The organism is Acidaminobacter sp. JC074 (genome assembly GCF_022496765.1).
GTDB lineage: Bacteria > Bacillota > Clostridia > Peptostreptococcales > Acidaminobacteraceae > JABXKX01.
Map to the genome: position 1 here is coordinate 1 of NZ_VANV01000008.1, position 22,101 is coordinate 22,101.

The following is a 22,101-nucleotide window of genomic DNA, read 5'->3' on the forward strand; positions in this document are numbered from 1 at the left end:
CCCCGAGTCAGAGGTTTCAATTCAAGTTAAAGATACTAATCATGATACCAATACGACTAGTTACGATATTAGCTATAAGCTTAATGATAATGATGAACTAGTTCTAATTGTATCGATAGATTAAACATTTAAATGATATTCCATGGGTTCTCCCTAATTATACATTTCCATATTTTAACTGTTTGATTTTAAATAAACAAATGAAAAAATCAGTGGTCAATAAATGATCACTGATCTAAATTAAATAAATTTACACACTTTACTTGACAAACCCATAATTGTTATTTGAAGAAAACTAGGTGAGTGCTAGTCTTTCACTAGATAGTCTGTTGTAGGATAACTCGATGTGTTTTTTAACATTTGATATATCTTCGTATCTTTCAAAGTTTGGATATTCAAGTTCGATTTTTTCTATAAGCTTTACGACATTGTAAATGGCTTGTTCATAGATTTTGTCGATGTCGAAATCGAAGAACTCACTTTGATTGTTGATGTTTCTTTCAAGTTCTTCATCTATGGAATCCATGAGTTTTTCATATTGCTTGGCATGGATTCTAGGTAAGTCCATTTTTTCTATTATCAAATCTTTCACATGGATAATGTCTTCTTCCTTTTGCCAAAGGGTATACTGTAAAGCTTTTAAATCGTCTGTTATGCAATATTGTCTTTGGTTTAAGAGGGCATGGGCTTTGACCATATTTCTAGAGAGCTTCAACCTTCTTGGAGAAATAAAGATATGATACTTGTTTTCAAGTGTTTCTGCAATATCAATCATAAGTTTGGCTATATTTTGACTTAAAGTGATTTCACTCAAATGGTCTTGTATATAAGTGATATCTTCTAAAGAAATCTGAACATCAGGACCCTGATGATCTTCTTGTAAAATCATTTTAAGTTTGTTGTCTGGATCTTTAAGAGGTTCAACCAAGACTCTAGATAGAAAACGATCATGTAAGGCCTGAAGTTTTATATCAGTTTCTTCAACGTCTAGATCATCGATTTGTTTTGGAAAGAAGTTTGTATCTGCCATGAAGAATCTGAGTTTGGTTTTTACAGTATCCGTTCCGTTTTTAAATTCACCTTCGTTTAAGATGGTTAAAAGTCCTGAATTGGCAACTTGGTCATTGACTCTGTAAAACTCAGAACAAAATGCAATGATGGCATCTGGTAGAAAGCCTTTGTAATGACGTTTTATGATGCCATGTTTCTTAAAGTAGTCAATGTCTGGTGCACCGAATACATTATTAGGTGAGATATCAGAGCCCATTTGCACATGGAAATATGGGGTGCCTTGACTACCTGTAAAATCAATAGCATCGACAACGGTTCTGAGGATTTCTGATTTGGCAATCCCTGGTTGACCAAGAGCAATCATATTGGTTCTTGATATCATGGATAGGAGGATACAGAGTGAAAAATCTTCAACTTCATAATAGTGTTTGTTAATAAAATCGTATAGTGCTGTCATCTTTTGGCTGATGGTGTTTAACTTATCTTGGTTCATAAAACCTCCCTTATATTAAAGAGTATAACATTCTTTTAGTCGTCTTGTTCCAATTGTTAAAATCCCTATCATGAATTTCTAGGATCTCATCAGAAATATGAGCGATATCACCATAATCATGGTAGGTATGTGAATGCATGATCATGGTGTATAATTTAAAGTCTCTTGATTTTTTAGTTCTTAAAAACTTGTCCTTAAAGGACTGTCTGATCTCACACTGACCATCTGTAATAAAGAGGATGTCTGATTTCTTGTGTTTGTCCATATTGATGTAATCAATGGCCTTAGAAAGTGGCTTTTCAAAGTCTGTGCCACCGCATATAAAGGTATCCATAATGTCTAGTACGTCATCAGCTGTAATATGTTTTGGGTTGATCTCTTTGATATAAAGTGGTTCTGAAGCGGATGCAAACTGAATGATGACCATATGTCTCTTTTGTATTTTAGCGATCTCCATGATCGCGATGATATGGCTTTTGGTCTCTTCGATTTTAATGCCTTCCATTGAACCTGAGCCATCGTAGCATAAGATGATAGGACCCTTTCTTTTATCAAACTTGTTGATGAGTTCTATGGTCAAGAGGTCGTCTTTTAAGTAGCGGTCATAAAAATCATTTTCAAACGCTTCGATTTCTAGTGCTAGAGAAATGTATTCATCATCTATCAAAAGATCAATCTTATTTGAAGCAGTCACCTTATCAATGGGGATGGCATGTTTCTTTCTTTTCCTATACTGCATCTGTCTTGCAAAACTTTTATTTTTTCCAACCTTGTTTATAAATGAGACAAAGTCAGGTTTTTTATAACGTTTGTAAAGTTTGATCACTTGATCAAATGATAGGGTATTCATGGACTTCTTATGAATACCCAGTGTCTTAGTGGTCTCCTCAAACTGATCGACTTGGTTCATGGCCTTGTGTATGATGCGGTCTAGCTTTAGTTCTTTGAACAAATCACTTTTCATTTTCTGGTAGTCTTGTTCACTGATCCTGCCGGTTTTATAAGTATCTACAGGTGTATGTCCATATATCTGACCACTTTTATGGTCTAGTTGATAAGCTTCTGTATGGATAAGCTCATCGTCCTTACTGACTTGGTTATCAGAGTAGGACATATGGCTTTCTTTTTTATCATTTTCTATTTCAGACTGATACTGACCTTTTTTAAAGTTGTTAGCTTTTGTTAAAAGCTGTTTGTTCATATATGAAGAGAATCTTTTTTCCATCTCTTCTTTGATCTGACCATGTTCGATGGATTCTGCATTTGAATCCTGATAATCGTCTTGTTCTGTAGGATCGTCTAGTTTATCTAAAAGATCATCAAAAGATTTCGGAGACTGGTTTAAAGCCTTTGAAACAGATTTTGAAAAATCAGAGTCGTCACCATAATCAAGCAGTCTATTTATTTCCTTGACCAGGTCGGCTCTATTTGCTTCTTTGACATTTTCCTTATTAAGCAGTTTATCTAAAAGATCTTTTTCTTTTTCAGTTAAGACTGCATCTAAGTTATTTTCTTCATGTTCTTGAATGAGTTTTGTAATATCATCAATGATGGATTTACCTCTTATGGATTCAAAAAGGTTATCTAAAATAAGTTTCAGACAAAGATATGTATTTGTTATAGAACCAGCTGTTCTGAGTCTTATCCGGTCTACTTGTCTTAACTTTATAAGTTCTAAGATAAGTTCCAAATGAAAGTTCGAATGTTTTGGTTTATCTATAAGGAGGACATGCTTAAAAAGCATAAAGTTCAAGTCTTTAAGCAGCTCTGAGAAGTCATCAAAATGATGGTAGCCTTCCTCTAAATATCTTTGTAAATAGACAGACTCATCAATGACTTCATTTATCCTTAGTTGGTCTAGTAAGTTGTGTTTGATATAGGTTGTCATTTCATCCTCCATCTACTTTATACCCAAAAAAAATGATCTATAGTATTATTTTTGCTCATAATGTTTATAGAGGCATTGTTTGTGGGTAACAAATGAATGGCAGAATTAAAGGAAATATTTATTTTCTAATAACAAACAGACAATTTATATTTCATATTATAATTAAATTGTATAAAAATAACGGAAAATTCTGAATATTGTATATGGATAAAGGAGTGAGTCGATGAACGTTTTTGAATATCATGCCCCAAAGAGTTTAAAAGAAGCAGTAGATTACCTATTAGAAAAAGGCGAGAATACCATGATTCTCAATGGTGGTACTGATTTAATTGTTCGAATGCGTGATTGTCATATCAAGCCAGACTATGTGATGGACATTAAAAAGATCGATGGCCTTACAGACATTAAGTTTGAAAATGGCAAGGTTTTTATAGGGGCTTGCGTGACTTTAAACGACTTAGGCTTGCATCCTAGAATTCAAAAGTCTTATCCATACCTTGCTCAGGCTGCTTTATCAATTGGTTCTAGACAGGTAAGAAATAGAGCCACATGTATCGGAAACATATGTAATGCTTCACCTTTAGCAGATACAGCAACACCACTTTTATCGTTAGATGCCAAGGTTCATATTTATTCTAAATCAGGTGAAAGAGATGTCGCTCTATCAGATTTCTTTGTATTTGTTAGAAAGACTATTTTAAAACATGGTGAAATTGTAACAGGCATTACCTTTGATGATGTAAAGTCTTTAGGTATATTTACAAAGGTATCTAGAAGAAAAGAAGTAGACCTGTCAACAGTTTGTGCAACTGTAATTAAAACAGATGATACCTATGCCATTTCATGTGGTGCTGTGGCGCCTACACCCATTCGATTACATGAAACAGAAGCACTTTTGAATAGTAAAGAACTAACGGAGGAACTGATTAAAGAAGCGAGTGAACATGCTTATCATGAAGTCACACCAATTAGTGATATTAGGGCAACAGAGGACTACAGAAGAGAAATGGTAAAAGTACTCTTGAAACATTCTTTGAATGAGTGGTTATAGGAGGAGAGATTATGAAGACATTAATAACATTTACCCTGAATGGTGAAGAAATAGAATATGCAGTTGACAACCATAAGACTCTTTTAAAGATGATCAGAGAGGATTTTGATTTAACAGGGGCCAAAGAAGGCTGCGGTGCAGGTGAGTGTGGTGCATGTACCATCATCATTGATGGTCAAGCTGTCAATGCTTGTTTGATCTTAGCAGTGGAAGTTGATGGCTGTGAAGTGACAACCATCGAAGGACTGGCAAAAGACGGTGAACTTCACCCACTTCAAGTATCCTTTATAGAAAATGCAGCCTTACAGTGTGGTTATTGTACACCAGGCATGATTATGACTGCAAAAGTATTGTTGGATGAAAATCCTCATCCTACTGAAGAAGAAATCAAAGAAGGCATCAGCGGCAACTTGTGTAGATGTACAGGCTATAAAAAAATAATTGAAGCCATACAGTTTGTTGCTGATCAGAATGAGTAGGAGGTGGCTATGAAATTTGTAGGAAAAAGTGTGAAACGTGTAGATGGCATCAAGAAGGTAACAGGTGCTCTAAAATATGTAGATGATATCAAACTGTCAAGAATGCTTTATGCTGCAGTTGCAAGGAGCCCTCATGCTCATGCTAAAATTCTAAACATCAATGTAGATAAGGCCCTGGCCTTAAAAGGTGTAAGAGATGTTATAACAGGTGATGCCTATAAAAAAAGAGGCGGCTTGTATCTTGAAGATAAAAACTTCTTAGCTGTTGGTAAGGCAAGGTATTTAGGCGAAGCAGTAGCTGCTGTACTGGCTGACTCTGAGGAACTGGCTAAACATGCGGCTGAACTGGTTGAAGTGGAATATGAAGTACTACCGGCTGTTACCAACGCCATAGAAGCCATGAAACCTGGGGCACCACTTGTTCATCCAGACCTTGGTGATTATTACTGGGTACCTGTCTTTATGCCTAAACCAGGCAGTAACATTTCAAATCACTATACCTTAAGAAAAGGCAATGCACCTGAGGCCTTTAAAGAGGCTGACTTTGTCGTGGAAAACAAGTTTTTTGTTCCTCATGTACAGCATGCGCCAATAGAAACACATACAGCTATCGCACAGATGGACTTAGATGGCGTTTGTACAGTATGGGCATCGTGTCAGTCGCCATATGCAGTTAGACAGGCTTTGTCGGAAGCTTTTGACATACCCCTTAACAAGCTGAGGGTTTTATCGCCAGCAGTTGGTGGTGGCTTTGGATCTAAGGCGGGTACAACTTTAGAAGGCATCATTATACCTCTTGCCATGAAACATCCAGGTAGACCTATAAAGCTGACTTACTCCCGTGAAGATGAGTTCCAAAATGCCTATGTAAGACAAGGTCTCCATGCAAGTATTAAAACAGGCGTTAACAAAGAAGGGAAGATCATTGCCGTCCAGAATGAGTTTGTATGGGATGGGGGTGCTTATAACGAGTATGGCGTAAATATAGCAAAAGCAGCTGGTTATGCTTCTGCAGGACCATACGATATAGATAATGTTTGGACAGATTCATATTGTGTTTATACCAATCATCCAGTAGGTGGCCCTTATAGAGGCTTTGGTATGTGCGAAATGCATTTTGGTATAGAGCAAAATATGGACATGATCGCTAAAAAACTAGGCATTTCTCCTGTAGATATCAGAAGAATCAACGGTATGAAACCAGGTGGTACAACTGCTACTGGAGAAGTAGTAGATGTGTCGGGTTTACAGGAATGTTTAGAGCAGGTTGTTAAAGACATTGATTTTGGTAAAAAATCTGTAAGTGATAAGCCACATAAGGTCATCGGTAAAGGGATAGCTTGTGGATGGAAAGCGCCATCTATGCCTAATAACGCTGCATCATCAGCTGTTATAAAGCTTAATGAAGATGGATCGGCTCATTTACTTGTATCCGCACAAGATATTGGTCAGGGGTCTGATACAGTTATGACCCAGATTGCTGCAGAAGTCTTGTCTATATCACCGGAAAAGATCACCATTAAAACAGGCGATACAGACCATACACCATATGAGTGGCAGACGGTTGCTTCTAGAATTACTTATTCAGCAGGACGTGCAGTTTATGAAGCGGCTATGGATGCTATGAATCAACTTCTAGAACTTTCTCAAATCAAGCTAGGTATTTATAAGAGGGACCTAGAGTTGAGAGACGGTTACATTGTTTCAAAAATATATCCTGATAAAAAAGTCTCGATAGCTGAACTGGCTCTTGGTCTTACCATGGAAGATGGTTCTGGTATTCACGGACCAATCATTGGTAGAGGCTCTTTTATACCACCGAATATTAGAAATGCTGACAAGAAAACAGGTCTTGGAGATCATCCAGTTGTATTCTGGACATACGGTGTTCAAGGTGTAGAAGTAGAAGTAGATACGGATTCTGGCCAAGTTAGGGTCTTAAGGGTTGCCTCATGTTTTGATGTGGGTAAGGTTATGAATCCTCAACTTCTTGAAGGTCAAATAGAAGGGGCTATCGTTCAGGGCATGGGTACTGCCTTATTTGAGGAACTTATTTTAATAGATGGTAAAGTTATGAATCCTTCTTTTGTAGATTATAAGATTCCGACAGCAGAGGATATGCCTGAAATGATCATTAAGTTTGTAGAAAATCCTGAGGAAACAGGTCCATTTGGTGCCAGAGGTGTTGCAGAACCTGCTATGGTACCATCAGCTCCAGCAATTGCGAATGCCATTTATGATGCGATTGGTGTTCGTTTAAATACAATGCCTTTAACAGCTGAAAAAGTTTTAAATGCCATAAAGTTGAAGGAATAGGTGTGCATCGTTAGGTAAGGAGGGGTTTATGGAAAAGAACACAAATGCTGTAGTTAACGCCAGAGAACTTGGTTTGGCCAAAATGTCTACACTTGGTTTACAGCATGCATTTACAATGTTTGGTGCAACAGTTCTTGTACCGATCATTACAGGCTTAGATGTTTCTGTATCGCTTTTATTAGCTGGTATAGGTACATTGATTTTCCACTTGATTACTAAAGGAAAAGTGCCTGCATTTCTAGGGTCGTCATTTGCATTTATTGCCCCAATACTCGCTGTTGCTGAAAGTCATGGTTTGGCTTATGCAAGAGGTGGTATTGTAGTGGCAGGTCTTATTTATCTGATTTTAGCTGGCCTGATGCAAATATTTGGTACTGAAAAAGTTATTAAGTTTTTCCCACCAGTTGTAACAGGACCTATCATCATCGTTATTGGTCTAAAGCTTGCACCAGTTGCTGTCGGCATGGCTTCTGAAAACTGGGCGCTTGCACTTATTGCATTTGCAGTTGTTACAGCGATCAGTGTTTTTGCTAAAGGTTTTTTAAAGGTTATTCCAGTTATAGTTGGCTTGATTGTTACATATATTGTGGCTGTCATCTTTGGACAAGTAGACTTCACTGCTGTTAAAGATGCCGCATGGATCGGTCTTCCAGCGATAGAACTTGCAAAGTTTGACTTAGGTGCTATCTTAACTGTTGCCCCTATCGCACTTGCTACAATGGTAGAGCATGTGGGTGACGTTATTGCCATTGGTGCGACAGTTGATAAAAATTTTATGGAAGATCCAGGCTTGACTAGAACCTTGACAGGTGATGGTGTTGCGACTGCAATTTCAGCTATGTTTGGTGGACCTGCAAATACAACTTACTCAGAAAATACAGGTGTTTTAGCACTTACAAGAGTATGGGATCCAGTTGTTATGAGAATTGCTGCAGTATTTGCAATCTTACTTGGCTTTATTCCTAAACTAGGTGCGATTATTTCATCTATTCCTGGTCCTATTATCGGTGGTATTTCAATCATCTTATTTGGTATGATTGCATCTATTGGTGCTAGAACTTTGGTTGAAAACAAGGTGGACTTTAACAAGTCTAGAAACTTAATCATCACAGCAACAATTGTTGTACTAGGTCTAGGCGGGGCAGTATTTCCAATCGAGATTGGTGAATTCTTTGTTCAAATAGAAGGTATGGCTTTAGCGGCTATCGCTGGTATTATTTTGAATGTGGTATTACCTGAATAAAACAAGATCACAGAATCTATTGATAGATTCTGTGATGCTTTTGTAATTATATAACAACAAAACATAAAATATGATTAATTTCTTTGTAATTGGATACTAATAAACTGAAAAGTAAATTGTCGAAATATTCAGTATAATTAACTTAGGGGTGAATCATGCATACAAGTGTTGGTATTAAATTAAGTGAAATCATGTCAATGGAATACTTTAATCAGCTGACCATATTAGGTGGTCAGAGAGGACTTGATAATTACATTTCCAAAGTCAATGTAATGGAAGTGCCTGATATTATCAACTGGGTTAGACCAGGCGAGTTTTTGCTGACGACTGCCTATTCCATCAGAGATGATATTGATAAGTTAAATGACTTGATACCGACCATGAAAGAAATTGGTGTGTCTGGTCTTGGCATTAAAACCAAACGTTACGTAGACTCGCTTCCTGAAAGTGTTCTACAAACAGCCAATGCCTATGATTTTCCGCTGGTATCCATACCTATAGACATGTCTTTTGGTGATATTATTTCAAATGTCTTAACAAGTGTTGTTAACAAGCAGATGGATCTTTTGGTTCAAATTGATGAGTTTAATACCCGGCTAAAAGAAATTATGCTCAGAGGTGGCGAGTTAGAAGATATCGGAAAGATGATTCAATCTATTGTACATGCGCCTGTAGCCATTGTAGAGGAGATTTTTAAAGACTATGTCATATTGACAGACCAGTATGAAGATCAGTTTACAAGCATTGTTGAAAAACTGATCAAGAGACAGACTTTTAAGATGAAGTATTTAAAAGGAGATTCTGGTATAGAAGCAGACCAGGATATCATAAGGAATCAAACTGTTAAAAGAATGATGATTCCAATTTATTCAGATGGTGTATCTTATGGTTACGTCATTATATGGGACATTGATGAAAATATCCCTGAACGGGCCTTGATGATCATAGAAGCGGCGACATCTCTTATTGCTCTTTATTCATCTAAAAAGTTATCCATTTATGAAAATGAAAACAAACACAAGGTAGATTTTATAGAAGAACTCTTGTCTTCTGATGAAAGCCAACAAGCAAGGGCAGCTGAAAAGGCGGCTTATTTCAACTTTAACTTGTCTGATTCCTATGGCGTCTTAATGGTATCTTTAGATAAGGCTTATACAGACCTAGTCAGAACACCAAACAACACAGAAATGTTAAAGCAGCTTAATTCAAAACTTATATCTGTTGTAGAAAGAGTCCATCGCTTTTACAAAGGCAAAATGATTTATGCCAATAAGTCGGACAGAGTGGTCTTCTTAATTGGCTTTGACAAGGAAAATGATGAAATCACCATGAAGAAAGCCATGTCATCATTAGGCAGTGAACTGCTTGACTTCGCTAGACTTGAAAACTTGAACAAAAAGATATCCTTAGGACTCGGTAGAGTCTACAGAGATTACAGATACCTGCATAAATCTTATAGAGAAGCCCAAAGAGCCATCCACCAGTTAAGTCTAAAAGGCAACAAGCATATGATGCACTTTGATGATTTAGGGATTTATAGAATCTTATCCAATGCAGAAGTACTGCCAGATATCAAGCAGTTTTTCATAGAAGTGCTAGGTCCAATTGTTTTATATGATAGAGAAAAGGATGCAGAACTGCTCGCAACTTTAAAGATGTATTATGCATGTGGACAAAACCTAAAGAAGGTGTCAGAGGAGCTTTTTACCCATTACAATACAATCATCTATAGGATGCAGAGGATTAAAGAAATAGGAAACATTGACTTTTCTAATCCAGATGAATCACTGAATGTACATATGGCACTTAAAATGTTAGATGTCATTTCAATAGACCAATTGGATTTTGACAATTAAGGAGAAAAATATGATAGATAGAATGACAAAATGCCTTTATAGATATTTAGATGAACATGAAAATCTCTCAGGTGTCGTCCATTCTGTCTTCGAGAATGCCTTCAACATACTAGATGAAAATGACCGGCTGATTGGCATTATATCTCATGATAAGGACTTAGGCCCTATGAGTATGCAGTTTACTGAAGATAAGTTTTCTAAAATTGTACAAGGTGAAAAGGTACGTTTTCACCAGGGGCAATTAGAAGTTGATACAAGTTACTTTAGGTATGAAAATCTTGAGCTTGTTGATTTAAGTCTATCAAGGTATGAACTGACAGATATAAAACAGAAGTTAAAGGATCTAGAGAACTTGATCATAAACAGGGGATCTAGTGAAGGCATTTCAGGTTTGATCTACTATTTCTCAGATGAATTAAGTTTTACAGATGTTTCATTAAATGAGTACAGTGACTTTATTAAAGAACGGTTGATTCTTCTAATAGAATCCATACAAGATGAGGACTGGGATTTGTTTTTATCCATCATTCCAAAGGTTATAGGTTTTGGTCCAGGTTTAACACCATCTACAGATGACTTCTTATCGGGTATTATCACCATCATATTCTGTTTAAGTCTCGTGACGGATGACATGCTTAAGAAGATATTTCATGCCTGTAAAAACCGCACAACTAAGATCAGTGAGGAAATGCTTTATCATGCAGTTCACGGGCATGTATCAGAATCCTATAAGGAGTTTATAGAAGAATTATTTGATGATGAAAATGATGATATTTTACCTGAAGTAACAAGTGTTTTAAATGTGGGTTCTACTTCAGGCACAGATTTTCTTTTCGGTGTCTATATGATGGCATCTTTAATGATAAAAAAGGAGGCAAATAATGATCAAATATGATATTCGAAAGAATGCGTATTATGATTCTGTAACTTTAATGCTTATTTCTAAGGAAGTAAAAAACATTGAAGGGGTGACAGAAGCCCTGGTGGGTATGGGGACAGACTTAAACAAGGAGTTAACAGTCAATCTTAAGTTAAATAACGATGATTTAGATAAGATTTCTGTCAATGACTTTTACATAGCGGCTGAGGTAGATTCAGATGAAACCATGCAAGCAGTCATAGACAAAGTTAATGAGCTTTTGTCTAAGAAGAAGGCGGAATCAGGCTCTGTTTATCAGCCGGTATCATTAAAGATGGCACTTGAAATGAAAGATGATCTCAATCTAGCCATTGTATCAATTCCTGGCAAGTATGCTGAAGAAGAGGTTCATAAGCTTTTAGACAATGATTTGCATGTTATGTTGTTTTCAGACAATGTCAGCATTGAAGCAGAAGTGGCCTTAAAGAAAAAGGCAGTAGGAAAGGGCCTTTTAATGATGGGACCTGACTGTGGTACAGCTATTATCAATGGTGTGCCATTGGCCTTCGCTAATGTTGTTAAAAGAGGCGGCATCGGTATTGTTGGTGCATCAGGTACAGGTACTCAAGAAGTGACTTGCTTAATTGATCAACTAGGAGCGGGTGTCTCTCAAGTCATTGGTACAGGTGGTAGAGATCTTAAATCTCAGGTAGGTGGACTGATGATGATTCAGGCCATGAAGGCTTTGATGGATGACCCTATGACTGAGGTAATCACCTTGATATCAAAACCGCCTGCGCCTCAGGTAGCTGCCCAGATACTTGAAATGGTTAAAGAGACGGATAAGCCGGTTGTTGTAGATTTTATAGGTGGCGATCAAAAGGCAATTTTATATGCTGGCGCTTATCCTTGTTCAACCTTAGAAGAAGCGGCAAGAAAGTCCGTGGCTCTTTTAAGAAAAGAAGGTGCAGAGGACTTTATTGGTTTTGATACACATGAAAATGAAATAGGAAATTGGATCGAAAAAGGCTTAAACGACTTAAGCGATAAGCAAGTCAATTTACGTGGCTTATACACAGGGGGGACCCTAGCAGATGAAGCCATGAAAATACTAGGCGGAAAGATTTATTCTAACATTCCTCTAATTGAAGCCTATCGATTAGAAGATTTGAATGATTTAAAGGGGCATGTTGTTTTAGATTTAGGTGAAGACCAGTTTACGGTGGGTAGACCTCATCCAATGATTGATCCATCTACTAGAAATGATCACTTCATAAGTGATGTAGATGAAACAACAGCTGTGATTTTATTAGATGTGGTCTTAGGTTATGGTTCTCATGAAAATCCTGCTAAGGAGGTAGCGGATTCTGTAAGAAAACTTAAAGAAAGACTGGGATTAAATTTCTTTATTGTCTCTTCTGTGACAGGTACGGTAGACGATCCGCAGGGTTTAAATGAATCTAGAAAGACCCTAGAGGATGAAGGTATCATTGTTATGCCGTCTAATGCTCAGGCTGTAAGACTGGTAAAAATGTTTATGGAAAAGGGAGGCTTCTAATGAATAAAATAAATGAACTTTTTAACAAGAAGCTTAAAATCCTCAATATGGGCTTAGAATCATTCCATAAGGATTTAGAAAGTCAGAAGGTTGAATCACTACATATGAACTGGCGGCCTGTAGCTGGTGGTGATGAGAAAATGAGACGTCTTTTAGACCGTCTAAAATCAAAGTAAAGGAGATGAAATAGTGCAAGAATTAATTAGTAAAGCGAATAAGAAAGCTCTGGATTATCTCCAGAAAGCTGAGCCAACACTTGTGGGACTCGGACTTGCCATTGATGATATTCCTGGCATGGAGAAGAAAATGATACTTCATGCCGGTCCACCTATCAAGTGGGAAAATATGAGTGGTCCTTTAAAAGGGGCTGTTATAGGTGGCTTGATATATGAAGGTCTTGCAAAAGACGAGGATGAAGCTAGAAAACTGGCTAGCTCTGGTGATATAAAATTTGAACCATGTCATCACCATTCGACTGTAGGACCTATGGCAGGTGTTGTAACAGCATCTATGCCAGTATGGATTATAAAAAATAAGGCATTTGATAATTTGGCCTATTGTACTTTAAATGAGGGCCTTGGAAAAGTACTTCGTTATGGTGCATTTTCTTCAGAAGTTATCGAGCGACTGAAGTGGATGGAAAGCGTACTGGCGCCAGTACTCAAAGCGTCACTTAATCTAAGTGGTGAAATTGATTTGAAATCTATGATTGCTCAAATCGTGCAGATGGGAGATGAAGGTCATAACAGAAACAAGGCCGGGACATCACTTTTTATTAGAGAAATAGCACCTTATGTGGTCATGACTGATTTTTCTAATGAAGACAAGTCACAGGTACTGAAGTTTATGAACTCTAATGATCATTTCTTCTTAAACTTAAGCATGCCGGCTTGTAAATCTGCATTAGATCCGATTGCAAACATACCTTACTCAACCATTGTATCTATAATGGCAAGAAACGGTACGGAATTTGGTATCAAGGTGTCAGGTTTAGGAGACAGATGGTTTACAGCTCCTGCTGAAATTATAGACGGCCTCTTCTTCCCTGGATACGGCATGGAAGATGCCAATCCTGATATTGGTGATTCAGTTATCACTGAAACATCAGGTATCGGTGGATTTGCTATGGCGACTGCACCAGCTATTGTTCAGTTTGTCGGTGGTACACCACAAGATGCTATTATGTATACCACAAGCATGTATGAAATCACTGAAGACGAGTCAAATATCTATAAGATGCCTACCATGAACTTTAGGGGAACACCAACGGGTATAGATATTATGAAGGTCATTGAAACGCAAATACTACCAATCATCAATACAGGAATTGCCCATAAGGATCCAGGTGTTGGACAAGTTGGTGCAGGTATTGTAAGACCACCAATGAAATGTTTCGAAGATGCTCTTGAAGCCTTTGTTGAGAAGATGGCAGAAGAGGGATTAATTAAATAAGGAGGAATATATGAATTTCTGGAAAAACATTAAGATGTACGATTTAACTCAAAATACGAGTATTTTGACACCACCATGGCCAACTTACGAGCCACTTCAAGTTAAGTTCTTTAAGAGATTGTCACCTAATGGGGCCAATGGTCAGTTGATTACAACTTCCAACCATATTGGTACGCATTTAGATGGTCCTCTACACTTTGATACATCAGGTAGAGACATTGCATCACTTGAACTTGAAAAACTGTGTGGACCAGGCGTTGTTGTAGATTTATCTGATATTGCAGAAGATTTCTCTATTTATACACCTCAAGACATCATGGACCGTGTTGAAGTTAAAAAAGGCGATATCTTAATTATCAATACCGGCTATCATAAGTATGGTTGGGATCAACCGGAAGCTGATGAAAGAAGATACATGCTTCGTCATCCAGGTCCATCAATGGACTTCCCGCAGTGGTGCAAGGATATGGAAATCTCTTGGATTGGTGTAGATTGTGGTTCAGCAGACCATCCTATGAATACAAAAATAAGAGACTGGGAACCTAGAGAAGCAGAAGCTTGTGATGCTTATATGAGAGAAAAATACGGCAAAGGTTTAAATGAAATTTACGAATGGCCAAAAACTTATCAAGCTATGCATATTCATGTATTCCCACAACCAGATGAGATTATCCATGCAGAGAATGTGGGTGGTCAAATAGATGAGATTCTAAATAAGAGACTGATAATTGGTTGTTTCCCATGGAAATTCCAAGATGGGGAGTCTGCATTCTGTAGAATCGTTGCATTTGAAGAACAAGAGTAATTATGTGCTCACCCTGTGGGTGAGCCTTATTTTTAAATCGACTTTCATACTTTGTACAAGGAGGCATTTATGGGACCATTAGAAGGATTGAAAATATTAGACTTAACCAGGGTACTTGCAGGACCTTACTGTACCATGATACTGGGGGATCTAGGGGCAGATATTGTTAAAGTGGAGATACCAGAAAAGGGTGATGATTCTAGACATTTTGGTCCTTATCAAAATGGTGAGTCTGCTTATTTTATGAGTCTCAATAGAAATAAACGTTCCATGACCTTAAACTTAAAGACTGAAAAGGGCAAAGAACTCCTTAGGGCCTTTGTAAAGAAAGTAGATGTTATTGTTGAGAACTTCAGACCGGGTACTATGGAGAAACTAGGACTTGGATATGATGAACTCAAAAAAATCAATCCTAAGCTTATCTACGCTGCAGCATCAGGTTTTGGACATTCAGGTCCATATAGTAAAAAACCTGCTTATGATGGTGTGGTTCAGGCCATGGGTGGCATTATGTCCATCACAGGTCAAAAGGATGGTGAGCCAACAAGGGTAGGTCCATCTATTGGTGATATAGCAGCCGGCATGTTTACGGCTATCGGTGTTTTGGCAGCACTTAACTATAAGAATGAAACAGGTATTGGTCAGAAAGTCGATGTTGCTATGCTTGATTGCCAGGTGGCTATGCTGGAAAATGCCATTGCCCGTTATGTGGTCACCAAAGAGGTACCAAAACCAGCTGGTAACAGACATACATCCATTGTGCCTTTTGAACCTTTTGATACTAAGGATTCAAAAATAGTAGTTGCAGTAGGCAATGATGCTTTATGGAGAAAGTTTTGTCAAGTAACTGGTCTTGAGATTGTGGATGATGAAAGATTTAAGTCAAATCCAGATAGGAACAAGAATTACGAGGCACTAAGGCCTATTATAGCTGATTTGATGTTAAGTAAGACCACAAAGGAGTGGCAGGTCATTTTAGATGAAGCAGGCGTACCTAATGGCCCGATCAACTATGTGGATAAGGTTCTGGAAAATGAACAAGTCATAGCAAGAGAGATGATTGTAGATGTAGACCACCCTGTAGCTGGCAAGCTCCAGGTACCTGGGGTTGTTGTCAAGTTAAGTGAAACGCCTGGTCAAATCTTAACACCTGCTCCTCTACTAGGCCAACATACACATGAACTTTTAAAAGAATACTTTGAGTTTAGCGATGAAGAAATAAACAAGATGATTGAAGAAGGTGTTTTGTAATGATGGATCAAATCTTAATAAAAAAGCTAGGTAAATATTTAGAAGACCATAATGAGGTTGCCCTTGTGACGGTAACCTCCAAAGCTGGTTCAAGTCCAAGAGATACTGGTTCCATGATGATTGTTGATAAGTCAGGCAACTTACTAGATGGCACCATTGGTGGTGGCGGTATTGAAGAACAAGCCAAAAAAGATGCTGCCAAATGTCTGAAACACAACCTGTCAAAGAGCTTTCACTATGAACTGACTTTAAAAGACACAAAAGATTCACTGCATATGGCATGTGGGGGTGTTATGGAAGTCTTTGTAAAGGTCTTTAAAAACCGTGACCAGCTGATTATTTTCGGCGGTGGTCATATTGGTCTTGATTTATGTGACTTCGGTAAAAGATTGGGTTATGAAGTGACTGTTCTTGATGAAAGAAAAGACTATGCCAATACAGAGCGGTTCCCAAATGCAGATAGGGTACTTGCAGGTAAGTTAGATGACTTGATGAAGGAAGTGACCATTGATGAAAAAACATCAGTTGTGATTGTGACCCATGGTCATGAACATGATTTAGATGCCATGAGACTGGTTGTAGGAAAAGGTGCCAGATATGTAGGGACCATTGGCAGTCATTCTAAAATAAGACATTGTTTTTCTGTCTTGTTAGAAGAGGGCACTTCTCAAGAGGACATTGATAAAATCTATGGACCGATTGGTATAGATATTGGTGGTGAAACACCTTCTGAGATTGCCTTATCTATTATGGCAGAAATACAGGCGGTTAAGTTTCATAAAAAGGCTTTGTTCTTAAAAGACACTTTGGAGGCTTAGATGAAGTATAAGGTTCTTGTCAGAGGTGGAGGCGACCTTGCAAGTGCAGTTATTCAAAAATTTTATCGTACGGGTTTTAATCTTGTGGTTTCTGAACTCCCTACACCGATTGTTGTTAGAAGAACAGTCTCTTTTTGTAATGCTGTTTATGAGGGAACCTTTAGTGTAGAAGGTATCAAAGCGGTTCATATAGAGTCTTGTGATGAAATCGATAAGTGCCATCAAGAAGGTTCTATTCCTGTGCTTACAGTTGATGAGGCACTTATTAAAGAAGCTTTTCAGCCTCATATTTTTGTTGATGCGACACTATCAAAAAAACAGGTTGACTACCATATTGGAGATTATCAAATTATGATTGGTCTTGGACCTGAAATTGAAGCAGGTGTTAATGTGGACACAGTTATTGAAACCTGTAGGGGTCATGATTTAGGCCGATTGATTACAAATGGCTTTGCAAAGAAAAACACCTCTATTCCAGGCTTTATAGATGGTTATGCAAAGGAAAGAGTGTTAAGAGCACCATGTTCAGGAAAGGTAGAAAGTAAATATGAAATAGGTGACTCTGTTTCTAAAGGTGATAGGATTATGACCATTGACGGTCAGCCTGTTTATGCTAAGATAGATGGCATCATTCGAGGACTGATTCATCCAAGTATCACGGCTACTAAGGGGCTTAAGGTTGGTGATGTAGATCCAAGAGGAAAGCTTGACTACTGTTATTCAATCAGTGACAAAGGCAGAAATATTGCAGGTGCAGTCTTAGAGGCTGTTATGATACTTTTAGAGAGGAAGCCTTATGAAGGTTGATGGTATTATTTTAGCAGCTGGCCTTTCTAGTAGAATGGTAGACAATAAGCTCTTATTAGCTTTTAGGGAGTCTTTTATCATCAGACACATAGTTATGGTCCTACTTGAATCGAATCTAGATAGGCTAGTTATAGTGACTGGTAGAGATGAAGATAAAGTAAAACATACACTTGAAGGATTACCAGTAGAGTTTGTCCATAATAAGGATTATAAAACAGGTCAAAGTTCTTCGGTTTCACTGGGTGTCAAACACTTAAAAGACAGCCAGGCAATCATGTTTTTTATGGGAGATCAACCACTTATAAAAGCTGAAATAATCAATGATATGATAGGATCTTTTCTAATAAGTGATAAGAGCATTCTTGTACCTTATTATCATGAAAAAAGAGGTAATCCTGTTATATTTCAATCTAAATGGTTTGACAAGTTAATGGACTTATCTGGAGATTATGGCGGCAGGTATATCATTAAAGCTCACCCTGAAGAGCTAGAGAAGTATATAATAAAAGAAAAACATTTCTTCTTAGATGTAGATACTAAAGAGAACTATGCTTTTCTTCAAGCATTAGAAAAATCATCGGATTAACTGGTGATTTTATTTTTTCTCACATTCGTCTCACATTGGTCCTTCATAATGGACTTAACAGATGAAAGGAGAGTAGTATGAAAAGTATATTTATGATAGGTATGGCAGTAGCACTTTTATCAAGTAGCTTTTACTGGAATGAACCAAAGATCGATGAGAACTCTGGTGATGTGAACTACATATCAAGCGCTTCTATTGATGGCGTAGATAAACCACCTAGAGATGAAAGTAAGCCAGGCGATAAAGATAAGAGACCACCAAGAAGAGAGGATGAAAACAAACCGCCTAGAAAAGAAGGTGAGCATAAACCACCTAAAGAAGGGGATAAAGAAAACATGCCTTTAGAAAATGACGGCCAGCCTAAGTATTCTATAGAGCAAGCTGTTTCTGACAATGCTCAGTTAAACACCATAGCCTTTAGTGGTCTTGCCTATTTAACAGGAACACAGGGAGCTGATAGTTTTTTACCGCCAGGCAAAGTAGCTGATTTCTTTGGATTTCAATATATGAGAGATGTAGACATAGCAGGTTATGGACACAACACAACATTTCTAACCAAAGCAGCCATGAATGTCTTAAGTATCCTAAATGAGGATCAACTTGAAAGTCTTAAGGTCTTGGCGAATGAACAGTTTGAGCTTTATGAGGATTATGGTTATGGTCGCTTAACCATCATAGATGCTTTTAGAAAGACTTTGAGTGGTAGTGAATTAGATGTAGATGCTGTATCAGCCTATTCTGGCGACTTGTTTGAAATTGATGGACAGCTTTCTTATCATAGGGCTCAAGTACTAGGAGAAATAGTGAGATCTTTTAGTGATGATCAAAAGGCTTATTTAGAAGCCATGGCATTTGATGATTCTTCTACATGGCCTGAGATTGACGAAGAAGGTATTTTAGATAAGAGATCCATGAGTCACTTAGAACACGTAGCGGTTATGACATATGCCAGTGAACTTTTTTCATGGTACAAGGGTTCTTTAGAAGCGGACAGCTATTTCTGTCCTGAAAGACATGGGACTTACTTTGGTGGCTTTTACATGAAAGATTATCCAGCCATGAACAATCCGGACTATTTCATTTCTACAAGCCTTACTGGCAACAGTGGCAAGGAGTTCTTAGAAATTCTAAATGACAATCAAAGACAACTTATTGAAAGTATTATTGAGGAACAAAGGAATGAGATGAATAGGATTGTTGAAATCAGAGGACAAGTATCGAGACTGTTAAGGGATTTTATGATAAAAGATGATGTGGATGAAGCTGAAGTTATGGCCTTGATGGAAGAATACGGGCAAGTAGAAGGTAGGCTATCGTCTTTATATGCTGAAAGATTTGCAGCAGTAAGTGAGAGTTTAACTGAAGATCAGTTTGATGCCCTTTATACATTAAGAAACCAATATGTATTTCCTGATGGTGATTATTTGTACTCTCAGCCAATAGAGTCATACAATGCTGATGGTTCATCTTTATTAAAGTAGGATTATAAGTCATTATTTCTGGTATACTTATATTATAAATAGAAAGGTGATTGAATGGCTAAGATACTATATGCTGAAGATGAAATGAAATACAGAAGACTTATTGAACTATTTCTAAGAGGGGAGGGTCATGACGTCATGACCGCCCCAAATGGTCAAGAGCTTTTGGACCTGTATTCAAAACACCCAGATACTGATATGATCATATTAGATGTTATGATGCCTGTTTTAGACGGCTTAGAGACCTTAAAGATTATAAGGACTTATTCATCAGTACCGATCTTAATGTTAACGGCTCTGGGACAAGTCCAAGATGAAGTGACTGGTTTGAAGATTGGTGCGGATGACTATATCTCAAAACCCTTTTCCAATGAAAAACTCATTGCAAGGGTGACAGCGCTTCTAAGAAGAAATAAGATAAAAGAGTTAAAGAGACTAGAAGATGGAAACCTTGCTTTTTCAGATCCTAATTATACAGTGACATATGGTAGTCTTTCTATTGTACTGACACAAAAGGAATATCATTTGTTTAAAGTTTTAGTCCTTAATAAGAATCAGGTAATGGAAAGAGACAGTCTTTTAGACAAGGTATGGGGTTATGCTTATGAAGGTGACCCAAGGACCTTAGATACCCATATTAAAAGTTTGAGAAACAAGTTAGGTAAGATGGCCAAACAGATTGTTACCGTCAGAGGCAAGGGCTACTACTATAGGAGTGAACTATGAAGATCAAATCAAAACTCATTATCATCATGTTTACTATCATAGTCAGCTTTTTAGGTATCCTGCTTTTACTTAATAGATTTTTTTTAGAAGACTATTATGTTTTATCTATTCGAGATGATTTTGAAAGTGATGTTAAAGCCATTAAAGAGATTGACCAAGATGACAAGCGCCTGGCTTATTTAAAAGAACAGAATAATCTTAAGGGCTACAAGTACCAGATTGCAAATGATAAGGGCAAGGTCATATTGTCTTCTGTGCCTGAGTTTAGAGCAAACCAAGACATGAGACTACCCAACAGTCAAGTCGATTATATACGAAAGAACAAGGCCCTGCTTGATGATGGGGTTATGACTTATTTTATCATGGAACATGAGGATGATATCAACAGGCAGGTTTTGTCCTATAGCAAGCTTTCAAAAGATAGGTTCCTTATTATTTCAAACCAACTAAGGCATGTAAGATCAAGTGCTCATGTGGCAATTGAGTTCTTTATGATGACTGGCTTACTGGTATCTTTGGTCATTTTGGTAATCACATTCTTCTTATCGAAAAAAATTGTCGATCCAATTCTGATGATCAACAGAGAAACTAAAAAGCTATCAGAACTGAACTTCGATATAGATGTCCATCTTGATTCAAAGGATGAACTTGGACAGCTTTCAAATAGCATTCAAATTGTGGCGGCTGCACTTGATGAAAAAATTACAGCACTTAATTTGGCAAATGATCGCCTTAAAAATGACATGGTTCACCAAAGACAGTTCTTGGCCAGTATAGCACACGAGTTTAAGTCGCCAATTGGTATAATTAAAGGTTATACGGAAAGTGTAAAACTCAAGTATTATAAATCTGATGATGAGATGCAGACCTTTCTTAACTATGTACTAGAGGAATCAGACCAGCTGACAGGTCTTGTTGAAGATATTGTAGATCTAGCAAAGCTGGACAAAAGAGATTTTGTCCTAGACATGCAAACCATTAACTTAAAAAAGCTTCTTGAAAAGGAAGTTAACAAATACAAACACCTTTTTGATGATAAGGACATTGAAGTTATTTCAAGCTTAGATAATCTTGAAATACAAGGTGATATAAAGAGGCTTGAACAAATCATTGATAATCTTCTTTCTAATGCATATCACTATACAAAGCCACAAGGTCAAATCTATGTGAACCTCCATAAGGGACTTGTCATAAAGAACACTTGTGATGTTATTGAAAAAGATAAGCTAGACCTTCTGACCAATCCTTTTTATAGGTTAGAGGCATCTAGGAGTAAGGAGACCGGTGGACATGGTCTGGGTTTATCCATTGTTGATGGCTTGGTTAAAGCCCACCATGGAGATATGGAACTGGACTATGATGGAAATATGTTCATCGTCAAAGTAAACTTCTAAATGACAGCTCTTAGGGGCTGTTTTGTT

The 22,101-nt window shown here is 37.5% G+C and carries 19 protein-coding genes; 17 read left to right on the top strand and 2 right to left on the bottom strand.

From position 1 onward, the window contains the following. Window positions 1-295 precede the first annotated feature (295 nt). Together EZV73_RS09450 and EZV73_RS09455 are read right to left on the bottom strand one after the other, a co-directional pair. The gene (locus EZV73_RS09450) at window positions 296-1,504 is read right to left on the bottom strand and encodes an AAA family ATPase (RefSeq protein ID WP_240840051.1); all 1,209 of its coding nucleotides are present in this window, start codon (window positions 1,502-1,504) and stop codon (window positions 296-298) included. Between the two features lie 10 nt (window positions 1,505-1,514). Next, entirely contained in the window at window positions 1,515-3,392 is a 1,878-nt protein-coding gene (locus EZV73_RS09455) for a VWA domain-containing protein (protein ID WP_240840052.1), read from the bottom strand. A gap of 223 nt (window positions 3,393-3,615) precedes the next feature. Between EZV73_RS09455 and EZV73_RS09460 the strand changes: the two genes are divergently transcribed. The 17 genes from EZV73_RS09460 to EZV73_RS09540 all read left to right on the top strand — a co-directional run bounded on the left by EZV73_RS09460 (window position 3,616) and on the right by EZV73_RS09540 (window position 22,074). Continuing rightward, window positions 3,616-4,443: a xanthine dehydrogenase family protein subunit M gene (locus EZV73_RS09460; protein WP_240840053.1), complete on the top strand. Its 828-nt coding sequence runs from the start codon at window positions 3,616-3,618 to the stop codon at window positions 4,441-4,443. Between the two features lie 11 nt (window positions 4,444-4,454). Beyond that, the gene (locus EZV73_RS09465; RefSeq protein WP_240840054.1) at window positions 4,455-4,922 is read left to right on the top strand and encodes a (2Fe-2S)-binding protein; all 468 of its coding nucleotides are present in this window, start codon (window positions 4,455-4,457) and stop codon (window positions 4,920-4,922) included. A gap of 9 nt (window positions 4,923-4,931) precedes the next feature. Next, complete coding sequence (locus EZV73_RS09470; protein ID WP_240840055.1) at window positions 4,932-7,238, top strand: xanthine dehydrogenase family protein molybdopterin-binding subunit; 2,307 nt, start codon at window positions 4,932-4,934, stop codon at window positions 7,236-7,238. A 28-nt stretch (window positions 7,239-7,266) separates the two neighbouring features. Continuing rightward, on the top strand, window positions 7,267-8,481 hold the full coding sequence (locus EZV73_RS09475) for a uracil-xanthine permease family protein (RefSeq protein WP_240840056.1): 1,215 nt from the start codon (window positions 7,267-7,269) through the stop codon (window positions 8,479-8,481). Window positions 8,482-8,636: 155 nt separating this feature from the next. Continuing rightward, complete coding sequence (locus EZV73_RS09480) at window positions 8,637-10,337, top strand: PucR family transcriptional regulator (protein WP_240840057.1); 1,701 nt, start codon at window positions 8,637-8,639, stop codon at window positions 10,335-10,337. A 10-nt stretch (window positions 10,338-10,347) separates the two neighbouring features. Beyond that, entirely contained in the window at window positions 10,348-11,232 is an 885-nt protein-coding gene (locus tag EZV73_RS09485; protein ID WP_240840058.1) for a DUF2877 domain-containing protein, read from the top strand. Then, a complete protein-coding gene (gene fdrA, locus EZV73_RS09490; RefSeq protein ID WP_240840059.1) occupies window positions 11,219-12,754 on the top strand; it encodes an acyl-CoA synthetase FdrA in 1,536 nt (511 codons plus the stop codon). Before EZV73_RS09485 ends, fdrA begins: the two co-directional genes overlap by 14 nt. Then, entirely contained in the window at window positions 12,754-12,930 is a 177-nt protein-coding gene (locus tag EZV73_RS09495; RefSeq protein WP_240840060.1) for a fdrA domain protein, read from the top strand. The genes fdrA and EZV73_RS09495 overlap by 1 nt, the downstream gene beginning before the upstream one ends. 13 nt (window positions 12,931-12,943) lie before the next feature. Then, entirely contained in the window at window positions 12,944-14,206 is a 1,263-nt protein-coding gene (locus EZV73_RS09500) for a DUF1116 domain-containing protein (RefSeq protein WP_240840061.1), read from the top strand. A 10-nt stretch (window positions 14,207-14,216) separates the two neighbouring features. After that, window positions 14,217-15,011: a cyclase family protein gene (locus EZV73_RS09505; protein WP_240840062.1), complete on the top strand. Its 795-nt coding sequence runs from the start codon at window positions 14,217-14,219 to the stop codon at window positions 15,009-15,011. 69 nt (window positions 15,012-15,080) lie between these two features. Next, on the top strand, window positions 15,081-16,262 hold the full coding sequence (locus EZV73_RS09510; RefSeq protein WP_240840063.1) for a CaiB/BaiF CoA-transferase family protein: 1,182 nt from the start codon (window positions 15,081-15,083) through the stop codon (window positions 16,260-16,262). Continuing rightward, the gene (locus EZV73_RS09515; protein ID WP_240840064.1) at window positions 16,262-17,080 is read left to right on the top strand and encodes an XdhC family protein; all 819 of its coding nucleotides are present in this window, start codon (window positions 16,262-16,264) and stop codon (window positions 17,078-17,080) included. Before EZV73_RS09510 ends, EZV73_RS09515 begins: the two co-directional genes overlap by 1 nt. Then, a complete protein-coding gene (gene yqeB / locus EZV73_RS09520) occupies window positions 17,081-17,887 on the top strand; it encodes a selenium-dependent molybdenum cofactor biosynthesis protein YqeB (RefSeq protein ID WP_240840065.1) in 807 nt (268 codons plus the stop codon). Then, window positions 17,877-18,473, top strand: a complete 597-nt coding sequence (locus EZV73_RS09525) for an NTP transferase domain-containing protein (protein WP_240840066.1) — start codon at window positions 17,877-17,879, stop codon at window positions 18,471-18,473. The genes yqeB and EZV73_RS09525 overlap by 11 nt, the downstream gene beginning before the upstream one ends. A 77-nt stretch (window positions 18,474-18,550) precedes the next feature. Further along, window positions 18,551-19,954 carry a Spy/CpxP family protein refolding chaperone gene (locus EZV73_RS09530; RefSeq protein ID WP_240840067.1) on the top strand — a complete coding sequence of 468 codons (1,404 nt, stop codon included), beginning with the start codon at window positions 18,551-18,553 and terminating at the stop codon, window positions 19,952-19,954. 54 nt (window positions 19,955-20,008) lie between these two features. Beyond that, the gene (locus tag EZV73_RS09535) at window positions 20,009-20,680 is read left to right on the top strand and encodes a response regulator transcription factor (protein WP_240840068.1); all 672 of its coding nucleotides are present in this window, start codon (window positions 20,009-20,011) and stop codon (window positions 20,678-20,680) included. Further along, window positions 20,677-22,074, top strand: a complete 1,398-nt coding sequence (locus tag EZV73_RS09540) for a HAMP domain-containing sensor histidine kinase (RefSeq protein ID WP_240840069.1) — start codon at window positions 20,677-20,679, stop codon at window positions 22,072-22,074. Before EZV73_RS09535 ends, EZV73_RS09540 begins: the two co-directional genes overlap by 4 nt. Window positions 22,075-22,101: the final 27 nt, after the last annotated feature.

What these genes read in the sequence shown, in the direction of transcription:
- EZV73_RS09450 (WP_240840051.1), bottom strand. Translation starts at nt 1,504, where the DNA reads ATGAACCAAGATAAGTTAAACACCATCAGCCAAAAGATGACAGCACTA.
- EZV73_RS09455 (WP_240840052.1), bottom strand. Translation starts at nt 3,392, where the DNA reads ATGACAACCTATATCAAACACAACTTACTAGACCAACTAAGGATAAAT.
- EZV73_RS09460 (WP_240840053.1), top strand. Translation starts at nt 3,616, where the DNA reads ATGAACGTTTTTGAATATCATGCCCCAAAGAGTTTAAAAGAAGCAGTA.
- EZV73_RS09465 (WP_240840054.1), top strand. Translation starts at nt 4,455, where the DNA reads ATGAAGACATTAATAACATTTACCCTGAATGGTGAAGAAATAGAATAT.
- EZV73_RS09470 (WP_240840055.1), top strand. Translation starts at nt 4,932, where the DNA reads ATGAAATTTGTAGGAAAAAGTGTGAAACGTGTAGATGGCATCAAGAAG.
- EZV73_RS09475 (WP_240840056.1), top strand. Translation starts at nt 7,267, where the DNA reads ATGGAAAAGAACACAAATGCTGTAGTTAACGCCAGAGAACTTGGTTTG.
- EZV73_RS09480 (WP_240840057.1), top strand. Translation starts at nt 8,637, where the DNA reads ATGCATACAAGTGTTGGTATTAAATTAAGTGAAATCATGTCAATGGAA.
- EZV73_RS09485 (WP_240840058.1), top strand. Translation starts at nt 10,348, where the DNA reads ATGATAGATAGAATGACAAAATGCCTTTATAGATATTTAGATGAACAT.
- fdrA (WP_240840059.1), top strand. Translation starts at nt 11,219, where the DNA reads ATGATCAAATATGATATTCGAAAGAATGCGTATTATGATTCTGTAACT.
- EZV73_RS09495 (WP_240840060.1), top strand. Translation starts at nt 12,754, where the DNA reads ATGAATAAAATAAATGAACTTTTTAACAAGAAGCTTAAAATCCTCAAT.
- EZV73_RS09505 (WP_240840062.1), top strand. Translation starts at nt 14,217, where the DNA reads ATGAATTTCTGGAAAAACATTAAGATGTACGATTTAACTCAAAATACG.
- EZV73_RS09510 (WP_240840063.1), top strand. Translation starts at nt 15,081, where the DNA reads ATGGGACCATTAGAAGGATTGAAAATATTAGACTTAACCAGGGTACTT.
- EZV73_RS09515 (WP_240840064.1), top strand. Translation starts at nt 16,262, where the DNA reads ATGATGGATCAAATCTTAATAAAAAAGCTAGGTAAATATTTAGAAGAC.
- yqeB (WP_240840065.1), top strand. Translation starts at nt 17,081, where the DNA reads ATGAAGTATAAGGTTCTTGTCAGAGGTGGAGGCGACCTTGCAAGTGCA.
- EZV73_RS09525 (WP_240840066.1), top strand. Translation starts at nt 17,877, where the DNA reads ATGAAGGTTGATGGTATTATTTTAGCAGCTGGCCTTTCTAGTAGAATG.
- EZV73_RS09530 (WP_240840067.1), top strand. Translation starts at nt 18,551, where the DNA reads ATGAAAAGTATATTTATGATAGGTATGGCAGTAGCACTTTTATCAAGT.
- EZV73_RS09535 (WP_240840068.1), top strand. Translation starts at nt 20,009, where the DNA reads ATGGCTAAGATACTATATGCTGAAGATGAAATGAAATACAGAAGACTT.
- EZV73_RS09540 (WP_240840069.1), top strand. Translation starts at nt 20,677, where the DNA reads ATGAAGATCAAATCAAAACTCATTATCATCATGTTTACTATCATAGTC.